At 67.0% G+C, this 18,701-nt stretch carries 23 protein-coding genes; 20 read left to right on the plus strand and 3 right to left on the minus strand.

The window, feature by feature from the left end:
• The first annotated feature begins 23 nt into the window (after positions 1 to 23).
• A complete protein-coding gene (locus ACZ1JV_RS26150) occupies positions 24 to 803 on the plus strand; it encodes a GDSL-type esterase/lipase family protein (protein ID WP_465151154.1) in 780 nt (259 codons plus the stop codon).
• Between the two features lie 61 nt (positions 804 to 864).
• Here ACZ1JV_RS26150 and ACZ1JV_RS26155 read toward each other — a convergent pair whose 3' ends face one another.
• From ACZ1JV_RS26155 to ACZ1JV_RS26165, 3 genes are all read right to left on the minus strand, one after another.
• Positions 865 to 1,413, minus strand: a complete 549-nt coding sequence (locus tag ACZ1JV_RS26155; protein WP_465151155.1) for an NADPH-dependent FMN reductase — start codon at positions 1,411 to 1,413, stop codon at positions 865 to 867.
• Positions 1,414 to 1,514: 101 nt separating this feature from the next.
• Positions 1,515 to 2,060 (minus strand): nuclear transport factor 2 family protein, encoded by a 546-nt coding sequence (locus ACZ1JV_RS26160; protein ID WP_465151156.1) that lies wholly within the window; start codon positions 2,058 to 2,060, stop codon positions 1,515 to 1,517.
• Positions 2,061 to 2,130: 70 nt separating this feature from the next.
• Positions 2,131 to 2,769, minus strand: a complete 639-nt coding sequence (locus ACZ1JV_RS26165) for a YqaA family protein (protein WP_465136921.1) — start codon at positions 2,767 to 2,769, stop codon at positions 2,131 to 2,133.
• A 290-nt stretch (positions 2,770 to 3,059) separates the two neighbouring features.
• On the opposite strand from ACZ1JV_RS26165, the gene ACZ1JV_RS26170 reads away from it, so the two are divergent.
• From ACZ1JV_RS26170 to ACZ1JV_RS26260, 19 genes are all read left to right on the plus strand, one after another.
• Positions 3,060 to 3,593, plus strand: a complete 534-nt coding sequence (locus ACZ1JV_RS26170) for a hypothetical protein (RefSeq protein WP_465151157.1) — start codon at positions 3,060 to 3,062, stop codon at positions 3,591 to 3,593.
• Positions 3,586 to 4,914 carry a DNA-packaging protein gene (locus ACZ1JV_RS26175; RefSeq protein WP_465151158.1) on the plus strand — a complete coding sequence of 443 codons (1,329 nt, stop codon included), beginning with the start codon at positions 3,586 to 3,588 and terminating at the stop codon, positions 4,912 to 4,914. Before ACZ1JV_RS26170 ends, ACZ1JV_RS26175 begins: the two co-directional genes overlap by 8 nt.
• A 245-nt stretch (positions 4,915 to 5,159) precedes the next feature.
• Positions 5,160 to 6,332, plus strand: coding sequence for a phage portal protein (locus ACZ1JV_RS26180; protein WP_465151159.1), 1,173 nt, complete (start codon positions 5,160 to 5,162; stop codon positions 6,330 to 6,332).
• Entirely contained in the window at positions 6,329 to 6,637 is a 309-nt protein-coding gene (locus tag ACZ1JV_RS26185; RefSeq protein WP_465151160.1) for a DUF6127 family protein, read from the plus strand. The genes ACZ1JV_RS26180 and ACZ1JV_RS26185 overlap by 4 nt, the downstream gene beginning before the upstream one ends.
• Positions 6,634 to 7,065 (plus strand): HK97 family phage prohead protease, encoded by a 432-nt coding sequence (locus ACZ1JV_RS26190; protein WP_465136916.1) that lies wholly within the window; start codon positions 6,634 to 6,636, stop codon positions 7,063 to 7,065. The genes ACZ1JV_RS26185 and ACZ1JV_RS26190 overlap by 4 nt, the downstream gene beginning before the upstream one ends.
• 64 nt (positions 7,066 to 7,129) lie before the next feature.
• Positions 7,130 to 8,269, plus strand: a complete 1,140-nt coding sequence (locus tag ACZ1JV_RS26195; protein ID WP_465151161.1) for a phage major capsid protein — start codon at positions 7,130 to 7,132, stop codon at positions 8,267 to 8,269.
• Between the two features lie 128 nt (positions 8,270 to 8,397).
• A complete protein-coding gene (locus ACZ1JV_RS26200) occupies positions 8,398 to 8,946 on the plus strand; it encodes a head-tail connector protein (RefSeq protein ID WP_465151162.1) in 549 nt (182 codons plus the stop codon).
• Positions 8,943 to 9,125 carry a hypothetical protein gene (locus ACZ1JV_RS26205; RefSeq protein WP_465151163.1) on the plus strand — a complete coding sequence of 61 codons (183 nt, stop codon included), beginning with the start codon at positions 8,943 to 8,945 and terminating at the stop codon, positions 9,123 to 9,125. Before ACZ1JV_RS26200 ends, ACZ1JV_RS26205 begins: the two co-directional genes overlap by 4 nt.
• Positions 9,126 to 9,128: 3 nt before the next feature.
• A complete protein-coding gene (locus ACZ1JV_RS26210) occupies positions 9,129 to 9,518 on the plus strand; it encodes a DUF3168 domain-containing protein (protein WP_465151164.1) in 390 nt (129 codons plus the stop codon).
• A 106-nt stretch (positions 9,519 to 9,624) separates the two neighbouring features.
• On the plus strand, positions 9,625 to 10,032 hold the full coding sequence (locus ACZ1JV_RS26215; protein ID WP_465151165.1) for a phage major tail protein, TP901-1 family: 408 nt from the start codon (positions 9,625 to 9,627) through the stop codon (positions 10,030 to 10,032).
• The gene (locus ACZ1JV_RS26220; protein WP_465151166.1) at positions 10,029 to 10,343 is read left to right on the plus strand and encodes a gene transfer agent family protein; all 315 of its coding nucleotides are present in this window, start codon (positions 10,029 to 10,031) and stop codon (positions 10,341 to 10,343) included. The genes ACZ1JV_RS26215 and ACZ1JV_RS26220 overlap by 4 nt, the downstream gene beginning before the upstream one ends.
• Positions 10,340 to 10,537: a phage tail assembly chaperone gene (locus ACZ1JV_RS26225; RefSeq protein ID WP_465151167.1), complete on the plus strand. Its 198-nt coding sequence runs from the start codon at positions 10,340 to 10,342 to the stop codon at positions 10,535 to 10,537. The genes ACZ1JV_RS26220 and ACZ1JV_RS26225 overlap by 4 nt, the downstream gene beginning before the upstream one ends.
• Positions 10,527 to 11,114 (plus strand): tail tape measure protein, encoded by a 588-nt coding sequence (locus tag ACZ1JV_RS26230; RefSeq protein ID WP_465151168.1) that lies wholly within the window; start codon positions 10,527 to 10,529, stop codon positions 11,112 to 11,114. Before ACZ1JV_RS26225 ends, ACZ1JV_RS26230 begins: the two co-directional genes overlap by 11 nt.
• Positions 11,115 to 11,142: 28 nt before the next feature.
• The gene (locus tag ACZ1JV_RS26235; protein ID WP_465151169.1) at positions 11,143 to 13,488 is read left to right on the plus strand and encodes a phage distal tail protein, Rcc01695 family; all 2,346 of its coding nucleotides are present in this window, start codon (positions 11,143 to 11,145) and stop codon (positions 13,486 to 13,488) included.
• Positions 13,485 to 14,303 carry a DUF2163 domain-containing protein gene (locus tag ACZ1JV_RS26240; RefSeq protein ID WP_465151170.1) on the plus strand — a complete coding sequence of 273 codons (819 nt, stop codon included), beginning with the start codon at positions 13,485 to 13,487 and terminating at the stop codon, positions 14,301 to 14,303. Before ACZ1JV_RS26235 ends, ACZ1JV_RS26240 begins: the two co-directional genes overlap by 4 nt.
• Before the next feature lie 2 nt (positions 14,304 to 14,305).
• The gene (locus tag ACZ1JV_RS26245) at positions 14,306 to 14,710 is read left to right on the plus strand and encodes a hypothetical protein (protein ID WP_465151171.1); all 405 of its coding nucleotides are present in this window, start codon (positions 14,306 to 14,308) and stop codon (positions 14,708 to 14,710) included.
• 9 nt (positions 14,711 to 14,719) lie between these two features.
• The gene (locus ACZ1JV_RS26250; RefSeq protein WP_465151172.1) at positions 14,720 to 16,915 is read left to right on the plus strand and encodes a GTA baseplate fiber-binding domain-containing protein; all 2,196 of its coding nucleotides are present in this window, start codon (positions 14,720 to 14,722) and stop codon (positions 16,913 to 16,915) included.
• A gap of 34 nt (positions 16,916 to 16,949) precedes the next feature.
• Positions 16,950 to 17,408: a DUF2793 domain-containing protein gene (locus ACZ1JV_RS26255; RefSeq protein WP_465151173.1), complete on the plus strand. Its 459-nt coding sequence runs from the start codon at positions 16,950 to 16,952 to the stop codon at positions 17,406 to 17,408.
• A gap of 191 nt (positions 17,409 to 17,599) precedes the next feature.
• Positions 17,600 to 18,643, plus strand: coding sequence for an OmpA family protein (locus tag ACZ1JV_RS26260; protein ID WP_465136902.1), 1,044 nt, complete (start codon positions 17,600 to 17,602; stop codon positions 18,641 to 18,643).
• The last annotated feature ends 58 nt before the right edge of the window (positions 18,644 to 18,701 follow it).

Below are 18,701 nucleotides of genomic sequence, written 5' to 3' on the forward strand. Positions count from 1 at the left end.
GCGATCCAGGCAAAGGCCCGGGCATGGTGGTGCGGCTTCGCATCCTCGTGCTCGGGCTTTTCCTTGCCGGGCTGGTCCTCGTCGGCCACAGCCTCTGGCAGAACCAGCGCCGCGCGCGCCTTGTCGGGCTGACGGACACGCCCTGCACCCCCGCCGGCCGCTCGGTGACCGGCAGCGACTTCGACGACTGGGGCGGCCTGTGCTTCTACCGCACCAGCAACGCCGCGCTACGCCGCGAGGGGCTGCATCCCGAAGTGGTGATGATCGGGGATTCGATCACGATGGGCTGGCCGACGCTCGGCACCCAAGTGGTCAATCGCGGCATCGGCGGCCAGACCAGCAGCCAGATCCTGCTCCGCTTCCGGCAGGACGCGCTGGACCTCAGCCCGCGCATCATCCACCTGATGCTCGGCAGCAACGACGCGTTCGGGTTGACCGGCCCGGTCACGCTGGACCAGATCGACGGCAATGTGCGCGCGATGGCCGAACAGGCGCGGCAGCACGGCGCCGTGCTGATCCTCGGCACGCTGCCGCCCTCAAAGGGCTTCGGCCGCCTGTTCGAAACCGATCCCACCCCCGCCATCGACCGCGTCAACGCCCGCCTGCGACAGATCGCCCGGCAGCAGGGGCTTATCCTGGCCGACTACCACGCCGCGCTGGTCCGCCCTGACGGGTCGATCCGGGAGGACATGTTCGTCGATGGCGTCCACCCCAACGCGGCGGGCTATGCGGCGATGCAGCCGATATTCCGCACCGCGCTTTCGGAGGCGGAACTGCGCCGCAGGCAAATCGCGGCGCAGTAGAACAGGCTGATGGGCCGGTGCCGCATTCGAAAATGCCCCACGGGGCATTTTCCAAACAGGCTCAGTCCTTGTGGCGGTCTACCAGCTGAAGGAAGCCCTCCAGCCAGCCGCCGACAAATCCGGCAGACTGCTCGCCGATAGTGCCATCGACGTTGATCAGACCGTCCTTCCACTGGATAAACGCCTCCGGCGCGCCGAGTGTCGGCATGTCGAGGTAAGCCAGCACATTGCGCAAGTGCTGTTGCGACAGCGCGGTGCCGATGGCACCGATCGAGACGCCGATCACGCCCGCCGGCTTGCCGGCCCAGGCGCTCTGGCCATAGGGGCGCGAGGCGTTGTCGATGGCGTTCTTCAGCACGCCGGGGATCGAGCGGTTATATTCCGGCGTCACGAAGATCACCCCGTCCGAACCCTTGATCAGTGCCTTCAGCGCCTTGACCGATTCCGCCTGATCGCCATCGTCATCCTGATCGTAGAGCGGCAGCGAGCCGATATCGGCAAAAGTGAATTCGTGGCCCGATCCCGCCGGCAGGCGGATCAGCGCCTCGGCAAACTGGCGATTGAAGGATTCGGCCCGCAGGCTTCCGACGACAACGGCGATCTTCGACATGATGACTCCTCACGGCTGATGGCTGCCGTAAGGAGTATCAGTGCAAAACGAGACACTTTGAAGTCCCCATGATCGCAAAGGTTTGGCGGCCGGTCCCAAAATCAGCCGGGCCGCCGTGGCACCGGTGGGCGATGATAGCTGACGTCACTGCGATCGCGGCTGGCCTGACACGGCTGATCCGCCGTGTAGGCGCTGGCCGGATCGGGCGCGAGAGCGACGCGCGGAACGTCGTAGACGCCCTCCACGATGGTAACCCGGTTGGCGATCCGCCATTCGCCGCCGCGCTTCTGGAAGTGATCGACATAGCGCCCGGTCGACATGAAATGCGGGCCTTCAGCCGCGACACCGGAGAAATGGTAATAAGTTTCGCAAAACGCCTCTTCCCCCTGCAGGTCGCAGACATGGTTGAGGATCGCATGCTGCGTCGCTTCGAAGCGCAGCGTGGTGCCGTCGGCCCAGGGGATGAAATCGCCCGGCGTGCCGACGAAGTGGCCGTGATCCTCGATCGCATCGTCCCAATAGCAGGATCGGGCGAGCGCATTGTCCAGCCGGTCCAGCCCCCGTGCATAGCGCAGCATGACCTGATGGATGTCATGCCGGTCGACCAGTTCGGCCAACCGGGAATCCACGGATGCAGGATCGGTCACGGCGTCTCTCCCTCGCGCAAGCCTTGTTTCGCGCGAGGTTAGCCGAGTGGCAGCGACCCGATAAGCGGGGTCACGCCTTGTTCGTGGCGGCGATCATGTCGCACTTCTGGTTGGTCTGCTTGCCCCCGCCGCTGAGGAACGAAACCGCCAGGAACCCGGCCAGCACCGCCACCACGAAGGCCACCGTCACTTTGCCCAGATGCTTGTCGATCACTGCCTTGATCGGCGCCCCGAACAGGCGGAACAGCACGCCCACGATCAGGAAGCTGATCGAGCGCGAAATGATCGAGGCGCCCAGGAACACGAAGATGTTCATGCCGATGAAGCCGGCGGTGATCGTCAGGAGCTTGAAGGGGATCGGCGTCGCGCCCTTCACGATGATGATCTCCGCGCCGTATTCGCGCAGATAGCAGGCGGCCTTCGGGAAGCTGTCCGCCAGATGCAGCGCGCGCAGCAGCGCTTCGCCGAAAGCGGCATAGGCGAAGTGGCCGATGGCGTAGCCGAGCAAGCCGCCCGTTACCGAAGCGAGCGTGGCGATCACGGCGTAGCGAATCGCCTTCTTCGGTTCGGCCAGGCACATCAGGCCCAGCAGCGGATGCGGCGGCACCGGGAAGAAACTGGCTTCCATGAAGGCGAACAGCGCCAGCCACCATCCCGCGTGGCGGTGCGACGCCTTGGCCATGGTCCAGTCGTAAAGGCGGCGCAGCATCCCATTCTCCGCGATAAAGCGTTTTCTAATCAGGTGAATTTCGCCTGATGACTCGGAAAACGCGAACAACAAAAACCTGGAGCGGTTTTTCCGACGCAGTCAGATCGGAAACCGCTTTGAATCCCGGTCGCGTGCTTAGGGGCGAGGCCGGCTCGCGGCAAGCCTGTAACCTATTTGGTTATTTCTTATTGACAGCGTCACGCCGATTGGGTACATATCAGGAACATCGCGAAATACCGAGTCGCCCCGGCGGCTCTTTCGCAGCCCTTCATAACAACAGGATTTTCCGCATGGTCGAGCCGAAGCGCGCTTCGGCCGGTGCTGCCTCTGGCACGCGCTGGACGAAGATCAATGCCGATCTCGCCAAGGGCGAGGACAAGTCCAACCGCCATTGGCGCGCCGAATTTCTCGCCGCGCTGGCCGAAACCTCGAACGTCAGCGCCGCTGCCGCGGCGGCGGGCGTTCATATCAGCCGCCCCTACAAGGTGCGTCACAACGAACCCGAATTCGCCCGCGAATGGCGCGGCGCGCTGCTGGAGGGATACGAGAACCTCGAAATGGAACTGCTCCAACGCCTGCGCTTCGGCGAAAGCAAGGATGGGGAGATGAAGTTCGACAATGCCAATGCCCTGCGCCTGCTGGGTCTCCACCGCGAGACCGTGGCGCGCGAGAGGGCGATGCGCGAGGATGAGGATATCGGCGCGGTGCGCGCCTCGATTCAGGCCAAGATCGCGCAACTGCGCGAACACGTACTCGCCCGCCGCGCGACCGAAGAAAGCGCGGGCGAGGAAAGCATGCGCGAAGAAAGCATGGGCGATGACTGAGGCCGATCCGCTGGAATGGCTGCCCGAAGCCGAAAGCGGGGAGATCGAGGCCTTCATGGCCGGACTGGGCCGGACCGAGCGCCGCGAATGGCGCTGGGACTGGGCGATCCGCGCACGTCCCTCGCAGCTTGCCCCTGCGGGGGACTGGCGGGTCTGGCTGGTCATGGCCGGGCGCGGTTTCGGCAAGACGCGCTGCGGGGCCGAATGGGCCCGGCTGGTAGCGGAGGAGAATCCCGGCGCGCGCATCGCGCTTGTCGCCGCCAATCTGGGCGAGGCGCGCGCGGTCATGGTCGAGGGCGAGAGCGGTTTGCTCTCGGTCGGCGCGCCGTGGCGGCGGCCGGTGTTCGAACCCTCGCTGCGGCGGCTGACATGGCCTAATGGTGCGCAGGCCACGCTCTATTCGGCGGCAGAACCGGAATCGCTGCGCGGCCCGCAGCACAGCCACGCCTGGTGCGACGAAATCGCCAAGTGGGACAATGCCGCCGGCCGTGCCACGTCGAGTTGGGACAACCTGCTGATGGGCCTGCGCCTCGGCAGCGATCCGCGCGTGGTCGCCACCACCACGCCGCGCAGCGTGCCGCTGGTCATGCGGCTGATGGCCGATGCCGCCTCGGGCGAAGTCGTGGTTACGCGGGGCAGCACTTTCGACAATGCCGCCAACCTGCCCGCGCGGTTCCTATCGGCAATGCGCCGGAATTTCGGCCGCAGCCTGCTCGGCCGGCAGGAGATCGACGGCGAACTGATCGCCGATATCGAGGGCGCGCTGTGGACGCGCGCCTTGCTGGAACAGTGCCGCGAACCGGCTCCGCCGGAATGCCGCCGCGTGGTCGTCGGCGTCGATCCGCCCGCTTCGGCAGGCGGCGATGCCTGCGGGATCGTGGTGGTCGGGCTCTCGCCGGAAGGGACCGCGCATGTGCTGGCGGACGCCTCGGTCGAAAAGGCCGGCCCCGAACGCTGGGCCCGCGCCGTCGCGCAAGCGGCCGAGGCGTGGTCCGCCGACCGCGTCGTGGCCGAGGCCAATCAGGGCGGTGCCATGGTTGCCTCGGTCCTGCGCGCGGCGGAAATTTCGCTGCCGCTGCGGCTGGTCCACGCCAGCCGGGGCAAAGTCGCGCGCGCCGAACCCGTCGCCGCACTCTACGAAGCTGGCCGCGTGCGCCATGCCGGACTGTTTCCGGCGCTGGAGGACGAGATGTGCGGGCTGATCGCCGGCGGTTCCTATCAGGGACCGGGGCGCTCGCCCGACCGGGCCGATGCGCTGGTCTGGGCCTTGACCGAACTCATGCTCGGCAAGGCTTCGGATCCGCGTGTTCGCTTGCCGTGAAACGCGGTTCACGCGGAGAAGAAATTAGGAAAAGCAGGAATCGCGCAAAGGCACAAAGGCGCAAAGATGCTGTGTCGCAGGCATCCACTACTTACGAATGCCACCGCAAGCGCGCGCCCGAAAGATAAAGGCGGCTTCGCCGCAAACACGAGATCTTTGCGCCTTTGCGCCTTTGCGCGATTCCCACTTCGCTCTCCGGGTCTCCGCGTGCGCCCCTTCAGATCCCTCATTGAAAGGAACCCCACGTGTCCTTCATCGATACGCTCGTCGCCGCCTTCAAGGGCGAGAGTGCCCGCGTGCCTCTGGCGCGAGGGCCGGCTTCGCCATGGTTCTTCGCCGACAGCGGCGGCGGGCGTGCCCCCTTCGAGTACGCCACGGCCGTGCGCCGGGCCTATCTCGAAAACCCCGTGGCCCAGCGCGCGGTGCGCCTGGTGGCCGAAGGGATTGCGGGCGCGCCTCTCAAAGCTGCCGATCCGAAATTGGCCGCGCTTATCGGCGAGACCAGCGGCGGGCAGTCGCTGCTGGAAACGCTGGCCTGCCACCTGCTGCTCCACGGCAATGCCTATGTGCAAGTGATGAAGGACGCGCGGGGCCGGCCGGTCGAACTCTTCGCGCTGCGGCCCGAGCGTGTGACCATCGTCGCAGGCGAGGACGGCTGGCCTTCCGCCTATGTCTATGATGTGGCCGGGCGCCGGCTCGCGATCCCGCTGCTGGACGAGGACGCCTCGCCCAACGTGATCCACATCCGCCACTTCCACCCGGCGGACGATCACTATGGCGCCGGCTGCCTTGCCGCTGCCGACGAAGCGATCGCCACGCACAATGCCGCCGCGCAGTGGAACCGCCAGCTTCTGGAAAACGCCGCCCGCCCCTCCGGCGCGCTTGTCTATGAGGCGGAGGGCGGCAACACGCTGACCACCGAACAGTTCGACCGGCTGCGGACCGAACTGACCCACGCCTATGCTGGGTCGCATAATGCCGGGCGGCCGATGCTGCTGGAGGGCGGGCTCAAGTGGCAGGCCATCGCGCTGACCCCGGCGGACATGGACTTCGCGACGCTCAAGGCCGCCGCCGCTCGTGACGTGGCGCTGGCTTTCGGGGTGCCGCCGATGCTGCTCGGCCTGCCGGGCGACGCCACTTACGCCAATTACCGCGAGGCCAACCGCGCGCTCTGGCGGCTGACGCTGCTGCCGCTGGCGTCGAAGATCTTCGCGGCGCTTTGCGAGGGGCTGGCCCCGTGGTTCCCCGAGGCCTGCCTCGCCATCGATCTCGACCGCGTGCCCGCGCTTTCGGAAGATCGCGAGCGGCTCTGGGCGCAAGTCAACGCCGCCGATTTCCTCGACGCCGACGAGAAGCGCGCGCTGCTCGGCCTGCCCGAACGCACGCCTGCCGCAAAGGAATTGGAGAACAAATCATGAACCAACAGGACATGCTTGCCGGTCTGCTGGCACAGGCGGCCTCCGAAGGCAGCGAACTGGTGACGCTGCGCGCCATCGTCGAGGAAGCGAGCGAAGTCGGCGCGCGGCGGATGCTGACGCGCATCGGGCTCGACGATGCCACCGCGCCCAATGACCTCTCCGAACTGCGCGAGCTGCTGCAGGCCTGGCGCGATGCCAAGGCGAGCGCCCGGGCCGCCGCCATCGGCTGGTTCGTTCGCGCGCTGCTCGCCGCGCTGCTGCTGGGCCTTGCCGTGCGCTGCGGCACCACGGAATTGCTCCGTTGATCCTTCGGCAAGCTCAGGATGAGCGGGGCCAGGCCCCACTTCGCTTCGCCGGTTACGCCGCGCTGTTCGACCGGCGCGATTCCGGACGGGACACCATCCGCCCCGGCGCCTTTGCCCGCACGCTGGCGCAGCGGCGCGACCCGCTGCCGCTCTACTGGCAGCACCAGCCGGACCTGCGCGTCGGCTGGGTCGAGACCGCCGCCGAGGACGCCCGCGGCCTGCGCGTCGTTGCGTGGATCGACAATCCGGACGGCGCCGCCGGCCTCGCCCTCAAGCGCGGCAGCGTGACCGGCTTGTCGTTCGGCTACCGCGCGATCTCCAGCCGCACCGGCGTGGAAGGGCGCGAGTTGCTCGACGTCGAACTCTTCGAAGTCAGCCTTGTCACCCACCCGATGCAGCACGGCGCGCGGGTGCATCTCGTTACCTGAACCTTCCCCACTCCACGATTTCCGCCGCCCAACCAGCGGCTCCCAAGCGAAAGGTGAATGCCCCATGGAATCCACTCCCCCGGTAGAAGCCCTCGATGCCTCGTTCGATCTCGTCGCCCGCCAGGACGCCACCGATGCCGCCGTCGATGCACTGCGCGGCGATGTGGACGAGGTGAAGTCCCGCCTCGACCGCGTCAGCCGCGCCGCCGCGCGCCCGCTGATCGAAGGTGCAAACCCGGCCGCCAGTGTCGAAGTGAAAGGCTTCGTCGAAGGTTACTTGCGCATGGGCCGCGAGACCGAACTGAAGTCGATGTCCGGCATGGTCGCCTCGGACGGCGGCTATGCCGTCCCGCGTGAGATCGATGCGCTGATTTCCAGCCGCCTGAAGGCGATCAGCCCGATCCGTTCCATCGCCCAGGTCGTCCAGACCGGCACGGCGGGGTATCGCAAGCTGGTCAATGTGGGCGGCACCGCATCGGGCTGGGTCAGCGAAACCGCCACCCGCCCCGAAACCGCCACCCCCAGCCTTGCCGAAATCGTGCCGCCCACCGGTGAGCTTTACGCCAACCCCTCCGCCAGCCAAGCCATGCTCGACGACGCCATGTTCGATATCCAATCGTGGCTGGCCGACGAGATCGCCTCGGAATTCGCCCGTGCCGAAGGCGCCGCCTTCATCAACGGCACCGGCACCAACCAGCCCAAAGGCTTCCTGGCCGCACCTACCGCCGCCACCGCCGACAGCGCCCGCGCTTTCGGCACTCTGCAGTTCCTTGTCTCCGGCAATGCCAGCGGTTTCGACACCGCGCCCGAACTCAAGCTGATCGACCTGGTCCACGCGCTGAAGGGCGGCCACCGCCAGGGCGCGAGCTGGGTGATGAATTCGAAGACGCTGGCCGTGGTGCGCAAGCTGAAGGCGACGGACGGTTCGTTCCTCTGGCAGCCGGGGCTGATGGACGGCCAGCCGAACCGTCTGCTGGGCTATCCGGTGGTCGAGGCGGAGGACATGCCCGATGTCGCCGCCAATGCCTTCCCGATCGCCTTCGGCAACTTCCGCGCCGGCTATCTGATCGCCGAACGCAGCACCACCTCGATCCTGCGCGATCCCTATACCAACAAGCCCTTCGTCAACTTCTACGCGACGAAGCGGATCGGCGGGCAAGTGCTCGATTCGGACGCGATCAAGCTGCTCAAGATCTCGGCCTGACGAGAGCGGATGTGCATCGGGGGGCCGCCTTCCTCTCCCCGATGCCCCGCTTTCGCGCAGGGGGCGGTTTCGTGCCGCCCCTCACCGGCCGCCCCCTGCCTTCATTTCCAATCTGATCGGAGAAGCCCATGAACCGGGTCATCCTTACGCCGGCCGCGCTGCCGTCCTCGGCGCTTGCCGAGCTCAAGCAGTGGCTCGGTATATCCACCCCGCGCGATGACACACCGCTCTCGGCCCTGCTCGCCAGCGCGCTCGACATCTTCGAGGCTTTCACCGGCCAGATGCCTTTCGCTGCCGAGCGCGAGGAAATTGTCTCCGCCAATCCCGGCTGGACCACGCTCTCCACCCGCCCGGTACAGGCGATCACCGCGCTTTACGGCATCGCTCCGGACGGCACACGCGTTGTGCTGCCTGCCAACGCGTACGAGGTCGACCTCGGCATCGACGGCTCCGGACGCGTGCGCATGCAACCGCCAGCGGGGGCAACGCGCATTGCCGTGCGCTTCACCGCCGGCCTCTCCTCCGACTGGGACGGCCTGCCCGATGCCTTGCGCCACGGCATGATCCGCCTTGCCGCACACCAGCACCGCGCGCGGGAGAACGACGGCGCATCGCCGCTACCGCCTGCCTCGGTCTGTGCGCTGTGGCGCCCGTGGCGACGGATGCGGCTGGCATGAGCAAGCCGACGGTCGCGGCAGACGCGGACAAGGCTTTCGACGCGCTTGCCCGGCGCCTCACCACGCGCGCCGCCGCACTCGCCACCGCCCATGTCGAAACGCAGGCCCTCGCCGCGCGTGCCGATGAAAACCGGTGGCGCCGGGCCGAACTGGTCTGGCCGCTTTTCGCGAAAGGATAGCCCATGGAAATCGCCCTTCGCGCGGCACTGGTCGGCTGGCTGGCCGCCGATCCCGTGCTCGGCGCCGAACTCAACGCCGTGGTGGAGGAAGCCCCGTCGCGCACGAGCCTGCCCTGGCTCGCAATCGCCGCCAGCGCCAGCACCGACTGGAGTTGCAAGACCGCACCCGGCCGCGAGGTGCGCGTGGCGCTGGAACTTCACTGCCGGGGCGACGCGCCCGACGCGGCGGCCGACCTGGTCGCCGCGATCGAGGGCAGAGTGGAAGCCCTGCCACGCGATCAGACCGGCTTTCGGATCGTCACCACCCAGTTCCTGCGCGCCCGTGCCGAGCAGCGCGGCGAGAGCCGCCGCGCGATCCTGCTCGAATACCGCTTCCGCCTCATCGCCGAATAGGTCTGCGGCAAGCTCAGGATGGGCGGGATTGGGTCCTGCCCGCGTCCCGCTCAGGCTGAGCTTGTCGAAGCCCCCTCGATCCAGCACCCACTAAAGGAGCCACATCATGCCCGCCCAGAACGGCAGCGCCTTCCTGCTCAAGATCAGCGACGGCGCCACCCCTGCAACTTATCAGACCGTTGCCGGCCTGCGCACCACGCAGATGTCGATCAGCGGAGACACCGTCGTCGTCACCAGCAAGGACAGCGGTGGCTGGCGCGAACTGCTTTCGGGCGGCGGTGCGCGTTCCGTCTCGGTCAGCGCCGCCGGGATCTTCCTGGGCAGCACAGCCGAAGCGAAGATCCGCGCCAATGCCATGGCCGGCACGCTCGACGACTACGAGCTGAGCTTCGAGGACGGCGACAGGCTGCGCGGCAAGTTCCTGGTTCAGCGGTTGGACTATGCCGGCGATTTCAATGGCGAGCGCAACTACACCCTCCAGCTCGAAAGCTCCGGCAAGGTCGCCTCGGCATGACTCCGCTGCCCAACCCACTTCGGGGCGAGGCGTTGCTGGAAATCGGCGGCACCGCGCATGTACTGCGCCCCAGCTTCACCGCGCTGGTCGCCGCCGAGGAGGAACTCGGCCCGCTTTTTGCCCTCGTCGAGCGGGCCGGCGCGGGGCAGCTTCGCCTTGCCGAACTGGCCGCGCTGTTCTGGCACTGCTTGGTCCCCCGCGAAGCGCTGACGCGCGAGACCGTGGGCGAGGCGGTGGTGGCGCAAGGCCTTGCCGCCTGCGCCGCGCCGCTGCGCGTGCTGCTCGGCCAGATCCTCAAGGGCTCTGCGTGACGGACGATTTCGCGAGCGCCGCCCTGGCGCTCTGCCCGGTCGCCGCGCGCGTGCTGGGATGGCGGCCGCAGGAGTTCTGGGACGCCACCCCGGCCGAACTCGCCGCCGCGCTGGGTCTGCTGGCCGGCAACAACACTGCCGGGATCGACCGACAAACGCTCGAAAAGCTGATGGAGCACGATCATGAGCGATGAAATCGACAGCCTGCTGGTGGACGTGCGCGCCAGCACCGATGGCTTCGCACGCGATATCGCGACGATGCGTGCCAGCATCGACGGCGATCTCGTCGGCGGCTTCACCCAGGCCGGTCAGGCGCTGGAAAAGAGCCTGACCGGCGCGATCCGGCGCGGCAATCTGGGCTTCGACGACCTGAAACGCGTGGCATCGAGCGCGCTGTCCGACATCGCCGCGCAATCGGTGCAGGGCCTGTTCGCCTCGCTGAGCGGGAACAGCACCGCGACGGGGGCCTCCGCAGGTCTTTCGGGCCTGTTTTCCAGCCTGCTCGGCCTGCCGGGCCGCGCGACCGGCGGCAATGTCTCGCCCGGGCGCGGCTATGTCGTCGGAGAACGCGGGCCGGAAATGTTCGTGCCGACTTCCGCCGGACGGATCGAGACCGGAATCGCTGGTTCCGACGCCGCCCATTCCGGCGGGCGCAGCGTCAGCGTTGCCATCAACCTCACCAGCCCGCGCGGCAGCAGCGTTCCGCAGTCGCTCCAGCGCTCCTCACGTCAGGTGGCCAGCGCCGTACGCCGTGCGCTGGCCATCCGCTGACCCACCTCCTTCGGATCGGAACATTCCCATGGCATTCTGGCTCGCGACCAAGCGCGAAGGGCAGGCGAGCGACTGGATCCAGCGCTTCGACCCGCGCTTCTGGACCGTCAACTTTCCGCGCCCGATGATGGCGACGGTGATTTCCACCGGCCCGGATTCGCTGCGCGTCGATGCCTCGTTCCTGCGCAAGGGCGATCTCGGCGGACTGATCTGGGAGAGCGAAGACCGGCACGATCACCCGCTGCTCGCCTACCGGACCGACCGCGACTATTCGCACACTTCGCTCAGCTTTCGCTGGCGCTCTTCAGGCGTGCTGCCGCTGAGCGACGTCTACGGCCCCACGCTGACGGTGGAGGGCCGCGATCAGGCCGGGAATGCGCGCACCTGGTATGTGCGCCTCTGGAACTATGCCCAGGGCGCGGGTGACGATGCGCGGATCACCTTGAAATTCTCCGCGCTGGATGGCGGCTTCATGCTGCCTTCGCAGGCCGATCCGGTATGGCCCAAGGCGATCGACCGGATGTTCATCTCTTTCGCCCCGCCCGGCTACGACGGCAGTGCCGATCCGCTGGCGGCGGAGGCGGAAGGATGGATCGAAATCAGCGAAATCCGCGCCGATGGCGCGCGCGCGATGCTGGAGATCGGCGATGTGATCGTGCCGCCGCACGGGCTCGCCATCGCGACCGGCTTCGACGATCAGGGCGTGCAGACGCCCGCGCGGCTGATCCGCAACGTGATCCAGCTCGGCTATCGCGGATCGGTGGTCCACTATGTCGGCATGAGCCATTATTTCCGGCTCGCGCATGGGGCGGACGGCTATCTGGTACGGACGGCGGGCGATCCGCTGAATACGCCGTGCCGTGCCTGGCATCGCGCCTTCTTCGCCGCATGCATGGATCATGGGCTCAGCCCGGTCGCCTCGCTTTCCTATGAGGCGCTGGACCAGCATGTCCCGGCGGACTGGAAGCAACGCGACCTGAACGGCAATCCCGCGCTGACCGGCTGGTATCCACCTTCCACCCTGCTTTCGCCGGCCCATGCGGCGGCGATGGCATGGCTGAAGTCGGTGGGCGCCGCGCTGACCGGCCTGATGATCGCGGCCGCCGCGCCGGTGCGCTTTCAGGTGGGCGAACCGTGGTGGTGGACTTTTCCCGATGGCCGCATCTGCCTTTACGATGCCGCCGCCCGCACGGCCTTCGGCGGCTCGCCCCCTGCCATTACCGACATGCGCGCGGCGCTGGATGCCGGCCAGAGGGCCCTGCTCGATGCCGCGGGGGCGCTGCTGGCGCAATCGACCGCCAGCCTGATCGCCGCCGTGCGCGCCGCCGCCGGAGGCAGATCGGTAGAGGCGCTGGCGCTGGTCTTCACGCCGACTTTGCTCGACCCCACGATGCCGGAACTGCGCCGCGCCAATCTGCCGCTCGGCTGGGCGGTGCCCGCCTTCGACCGGCTGCAGGTGGAGGACTACGACTGGCTCACCGCCGGGGCCGACGCGGCGCGGCGCAATGCCTATCGGGTGATCGACCAGCGGCTGGGCTACCCGCCCGAGGAGCAGGATTATCTGGCGGGCTTCGTCACCGATGCCGGCAGCGCCGACCGGTGGCGGCAGATCGATGCCGGGATCGACGAGGCTCTGGCCCGCGCGCCGCATGAAATCGTGGTCTGGGCGCTTCCCCAGATCGCGCGCGACGGCTTCGTGCGCCTGCCGCCTCCTTCATCAGACAGTTTGGGAACCGATGCCATGCAGGCCTTCGACGATGTGCCCTATCCGATCGCGCTGGGCCGCGACACCACCGTGATTCCGGAGTTTTCGACGACGATCTCGGTCACCGCATCGGGCTTCGAACGCCGTAACAGCCTTTGGTCGAACGCGCGCCTGCGCTTCGATGTCGGGCCGGGCGTCCGCTCCGATGCGGAACTGGGCACGTTGATCGCCTTTTTCCGCGCGCGTCGCGGCCCGGCGCGCGGTTTCCGCCTGCGCGATCCCAGCGACTTCAGCTCGAACGGAATGGTGGGCACCCCCACCGCGATGGACCAGGACCTGGGAACCGGAGACGGCATCCGCGCCGACTTCGATCTGGTGAAACGCTATGACGCCGGCACGGCGGAACAGGTCCGGCGCATTACGCGCCCCGATTTCGCGAGCTTGCTCGTCTCCGTCGACGGCAAGATCCAGGTCGGCAACTGGACGCTGGGCGAATGGGGCGTGATCCGCTTCGCGACCGCGCCCGGCGCCGGCGCCATAGTACGGGCCGGGTTCGAATTCGACGTTCCCGTGCGCTTCGCGGCGGACAGCCTTGAGATCGCCGGCGCCGCCTTTGCCGCCGGGGAGGCGCCCAGCGTCCCCGTCGTCGAAATCCGGGAGGCATCATGACCCGAACCTGGTTCTCTACCGACCTCGAAACCGTCGCCAGCTTCTGCCGCCTGCTGCGGCGCGACGGCGTGACGCTGGGCTTCACCACGCATGATGCCGACCTGTGGTTCGAAGGGGTGCTCCATCAGGCATCGCCCGGCATGGTGCCATCGTCGATCCGCAAGTCCGCCGGGCTGGAGGCGGACAGTGCCGAAGTTCAGGGAGCGATTACCCATGACGCGGTCTCCGCCGAAGATCTCGCCTCCGGCCGGTTTGACGGCGCCGGCGTCCGCATCGGACTGGTCGATTGGGAGAGCGGCGAAACGCAGCTGCTCTATGCCGGTACGCTCGGCACGGTGAGCACGCAGGACAATGGCTTCTCCGCCGATCTCACGTCGCGCAAGGCGGAACTGCAACGCGATCCGATTCCCCGCACCAGCCCAACCTGCCGCGCCGGGTTCTGCGGGCCCGGCTGCAACCTGAACCCGCAGGCTTTCACGCGCGAGATGCGGGCAGCAACCATCGACGCCGATGCCAACACCGTCCGCTTCGACGGTCCGCTCGCGGCAGACCGCCACACCGGCGGCACGCTACGCTGGATCGACGGCCCGATGGCGGGATTCGAAATGGCCATCGCTGCGGTAACCGCCGCGGGCGAGGCGCTAGTCGATAGGCCGATCGCCGTTGATATTCCCGCGGGTTCCCGCGCGCGGCTGCGCGAGGGATGCGACCATATGCTGGACACATGTGCGTCGCGCTTCGGCAATGCCCTGAACTTTCGCGGCGAACCGTACCTGCCAGGCAACGACCTGCTCACCAGCTATCCCACGCCCTGATCATGACTGGCATCATCACCGGAACCGAACTGGCCCAGGCGGCCAGCGCCCTGGTCGACGTGCCGTTCGTGCTCCACGGACGCGATCCCCGCCTCGGCCTCGACTGCGTTGGCGTTCTGGCCGTGGCGCTGGGGGAGACGGCGCGCTTGCCGAACGGTTATCGGATGCGGGGCGGCGACCTTGATGCCGCCGCGCGCCTTGCAGCATCGCTGGGGCTCGAACCCGTTTCCGGTCCGCCGGAAGCCGGCGACATCCTGCTGCTGCGGCCCGGTCCGTGCCAGTACCACCTCGCCATCGCCGTCGATGCCGGAACGATCGTCCACGCCCACGCCGGCCTTCGCCGCGTCGCCCGCACTCCGCTTCCCGCCGAGTGGCCGAACCTTGGGCACTGGCGTCTCCATTCTTGAGGAATCGACATGGCTACTCTCGTTTTCAGCGCGATCGGAAATATGGTGGGCGGGCCGGTCGGCGGGGCCGTGGGATCGCTGGTCGGCAGCCAGTTCGACACCGCGATCTTCGGCACGCCCAACCGTCAGGGTGCCCGCCTCAAGGAACTGGATGTCACGACCTCCAGCTATGGGCAGCCAATCCCTCGCCATTTCGGACGGATGCGTGTGGCCGGCCAGATGATCTGGGCGGCCGACCTTGTCGAACACAGCGAAGTGCTGGGCGGCGGTAAGGGCTCCGCAACCGTCACCAACTATAGCTATACCGCCAGTTTCGCAGTGGCCCTGTCCAGCCGGCCGATCCGCGATCTGGGCCGCATCTGGGCGGACGGCAAGCTGCTGCGCGGGGCGGCGGGGGACCTGAAGACCTCAGGGATCCTGCGCATCCATACCGGTCAGAGCGACCAGGCGGCCGACCCCTTGCTGTTGGCGGCGGATGGCGATCGCTGCCCCGGCTACCGCGATTTTGCCTACGTCGTGTTCGAAAACCTGGACCTTTCGGACTTCTACAACCGCATCCCTTCGCTGACATTCGAAGTCATTGCCGACGATACCTTCGATCTGGCCGCCGTGGTGGGAGAAGTGATCGAGGATATTGATGCGGCGGTTCCGCTGGACGGTTTCGTCGGCCTCTCGAACGACGGGCCACTGGCGGACACCGTCCAGATGCTCGATCCAGTGCTTCCGCTCGATGTCGATTGCGCCGGCGACCTGCTCGTGATCGGGCGAGGCCGCCTGCAGGCATCGCCCGTGACTCTTGGAGAGGCCACTGCGGCGGTCGACGACGACGAATTCGGCGTGGCAACCGGCTTCGCCCGCCATCGCGCACCCGCCGACATTCAACCCTTGGCTGCGCTGCGGCACTATGAACCTGCGCGCGACTACTTGCCCGGGATCCAGTACGCTACCGGCCGGCCCGCGCCGGGCCAACCGCGCATGATCGAGTTACCCGCCGCGCTGGCCGCTGCCGATGCCCGCGCCTTGATGGATCGCACCGCAAGGCGCCTCGACTGGGGCCGCGACACTCTATCCTGGCGCACGGCCGAACTGGACGCCTCCATTGCGCCCGGCACACATGTCCGGTTCCCCGACATCGCTGGCACATGGCGCGTGCGCGAATGGGAATGGCGCGATACCGGCGTGGAAATTTCGGCAGAGCGCGTTCCGCCGTCCAGCTCGGACCTCATTCCAGCGCTGCCGAGCGACCCGGGGCAAGCCCATCCGCAGGTCGATCTGCCGATGGCGACAACGCTTCTTGCCGCATTCGAACTTCCCTTCGATCCCGCCACCGGCAGTGCTTCTGGCAAGGCGCGGCCTTACGCGGCCGTCTCCTCCATACAATCCAACTGGGGCGGGGCCGCGCTCTATGCCGATCGCGGCGACGGACAATTGCAGCCGATCGGTCCCAGCGGCCGAACCCGCAGCGTGATGGGTACGGCGGTCACGGCTCTCGGATCGGGCAACGCTCTCATCTTCGACCGGACCTCGCGCGTAACCGTCAGGTTGGTCGATCCGTCGATACAGCTTGCCTCCGCTTCCCCGCGCCAACTGGCCGAAGGCGCCAATCTGGCGCTTTTGGGCGAGGAGCTGCTGCAATTCGCACGGGCGACTTCGCTGGGCGGCGGTTCGTGGATGCTCGAAGGCTTCCTGCGCGGCTGCGGCGGTTCGGAAGCCGGAATGGCTGGTCACGTCGCAGGCGAGGAATTCGTGTTGATCGATGGACGAGCCATCGGCATCGATCCCGCGGTGCTTGGAGCCGGCGCCGCGCGCAGCGTCGTCGCCATCGGGCGCGGCGATCCCGATGGGGTGCGGGCTTCGATCAGATTAGCCGGACTTACCTTGCGCCCGCTGTCTCCGGTCCATCCGCGCCTGACGGTGATTACGGATGACGCCTGGCGCATCGAATGGGCCCGGCGCGCCCGTGGTCGGGTGCCGTGGCAGGACGGCGTGGATGTTCCACTGGTCGAGGAGGCGGAAAGCTACCTCGTGACGTTCGGCCCCGCCGGAGCGCCGATCGCGATGTGGACCACCGGCGAACCGTGGATCGAATTGCCCGCCGCCCTGCGTGCGCAATTGGCCACGCAAGCACCGGGCGAGTGGCTGCGCGTGGCCCAGCAGGGCACGTACGCCATCTCGGCCCCGCTCGCCCTGCTCACGTTGAACTGACGTTTCTCCGACCCTCCAGGTGCAAGGCAACGCCATGACCGATCCCATCGTATTCGACAGCATCACACCCCGCTTCGCCCTTCCCCTGCTTTATACAGGGCAGGCGCATAAAGAGGCGTTCGTCAATGAAGCGCTGGTCCGCGCGGACATGCTTCTGCACTGCACGGTCGAGGGCGTAAGTGCCACACCTCCTGAAAATTCGGAAGACGGCCGGGCCTGGATCGTTGCTGGCGGCGCGGCGGGAGACTGGCTCGGCCGCGACGGCATGATCGCCTGTCGCACAAGCGGCAATTGGATCTTTATCCCACCACGCGATGGTTTGCGCGTGTTCGATCGCTCGGCGGCAGGGGACAGGTTATTTTTCGGTTCCTGGAGAAAAGCTTCCGTGTTCGCGGAACCGGTTGGCGGTTCGGTCGTTGATGGGGAAGCTCGGGCTGCCATCACCAACTTGATGGCGTCCCTGCGGGCCGTGGGTATCCTGCCTTCGGCGTGACCGGCGCCAATGCAACAGGGGTGAACAAGATGCCGTCGATTTCGAAGAACGGAGTCACAAGACGGTGCCAAGGCCCCGAAAACGCGACATTCTTGCAACACATGTCGTCATTGTGCGCTTGCACGCAGTTTGTTGTGGGGGTAGACACTTACGGCACTCGGTGGCTCCAAATCTCTTAGTAGGGGAAACGTATGAGGAAACTCGTCATCGGACTGGCGCTGGCTTCGACAGCTATCGCCACGCCCGCGTTCGCGCGCGACGACGCTTGGTATCTGGAACTCGACTTCGGCGGCATGATCGTCGAAGACGCAAGCGCCAAGATCAATGGCGTCAGCCATGCCGGCGATTATGACTTCAAGACCGGCTTCGATGGCGGTGGCGTAATCGGCTATGACTTCGGTGGGTTCCGTCTGGAAACCGAAGCCAGCTATCGCCAGGCCAAGATCGGCACGTACACTGACGCTGCTGGCCCGCTCAAGGGTACCGGCAACGCCAGCAACCTGTCGTTCATGGTCAACGGCCTGCTCGACTTCGGCGCTGACGATGGCCTTCAGGGCTTTGTCGGCGGTGGTGCCGGCGTCGGCCGTGTCGATCTCGACAATGTCGACGATTCGGACACCGGTTTCGCCTGGCAGGCTCTCGCCGGTATCCGCGCTCCGCTCAGCCGGAACGTCGATCTCGGTCTGAAGTACCGCTTCATGAACGTCGACAACGTCAAGGTCGTGACCACCGCTGGTGACGATCTGAAGACCCGTTGGCGCTCGCACTCGCTGATGGCGACGCTGGCTTACAACTTCGGCGAACCGGCTGCTCCGCCGCCGCCGCCGCCGCCGCCGCCGCCCCCGCCTCCCCCGCCGCCCCCGCCGCCGCCGCCGCCGGTGGTCTGCAACAAGGGCCCGTACATCGTGTTCTTCGATTGGGACAAGGCTGACGTTACTCCGGAAGCCGCGACCATTCTCGACAGCGCGATCACGGCTTACGGCAACTGCAACAGCGTTCCGATCATGCTTGCCGGTCACACCGACCGTTCGGGCTCGCCGAAGTACAACATGGGCCTCTCGGCTCGTCGTAACGACTCGGTCCGCGCTTACCTGACCAGCCACGGTATCCCCGATGGCGCGATCACCAGCCAGGCCTTCGGCGAAACGCAACCGCGCGTTCCGACCGCGGACGGCGTGCGCGAACTGCAGAACCGTCGCGTCGAAATCACTTACGGTCCGGGTTCGGGCATGTAAGCGAACCGGCAACGGTAAAGATTGGGGGGTCGGAGCAATCCGGCCCCCTTTTCTTTTG

Source organism: Novosphingobium sp. BL-S-19 (genome assembly GCF_055521675.1).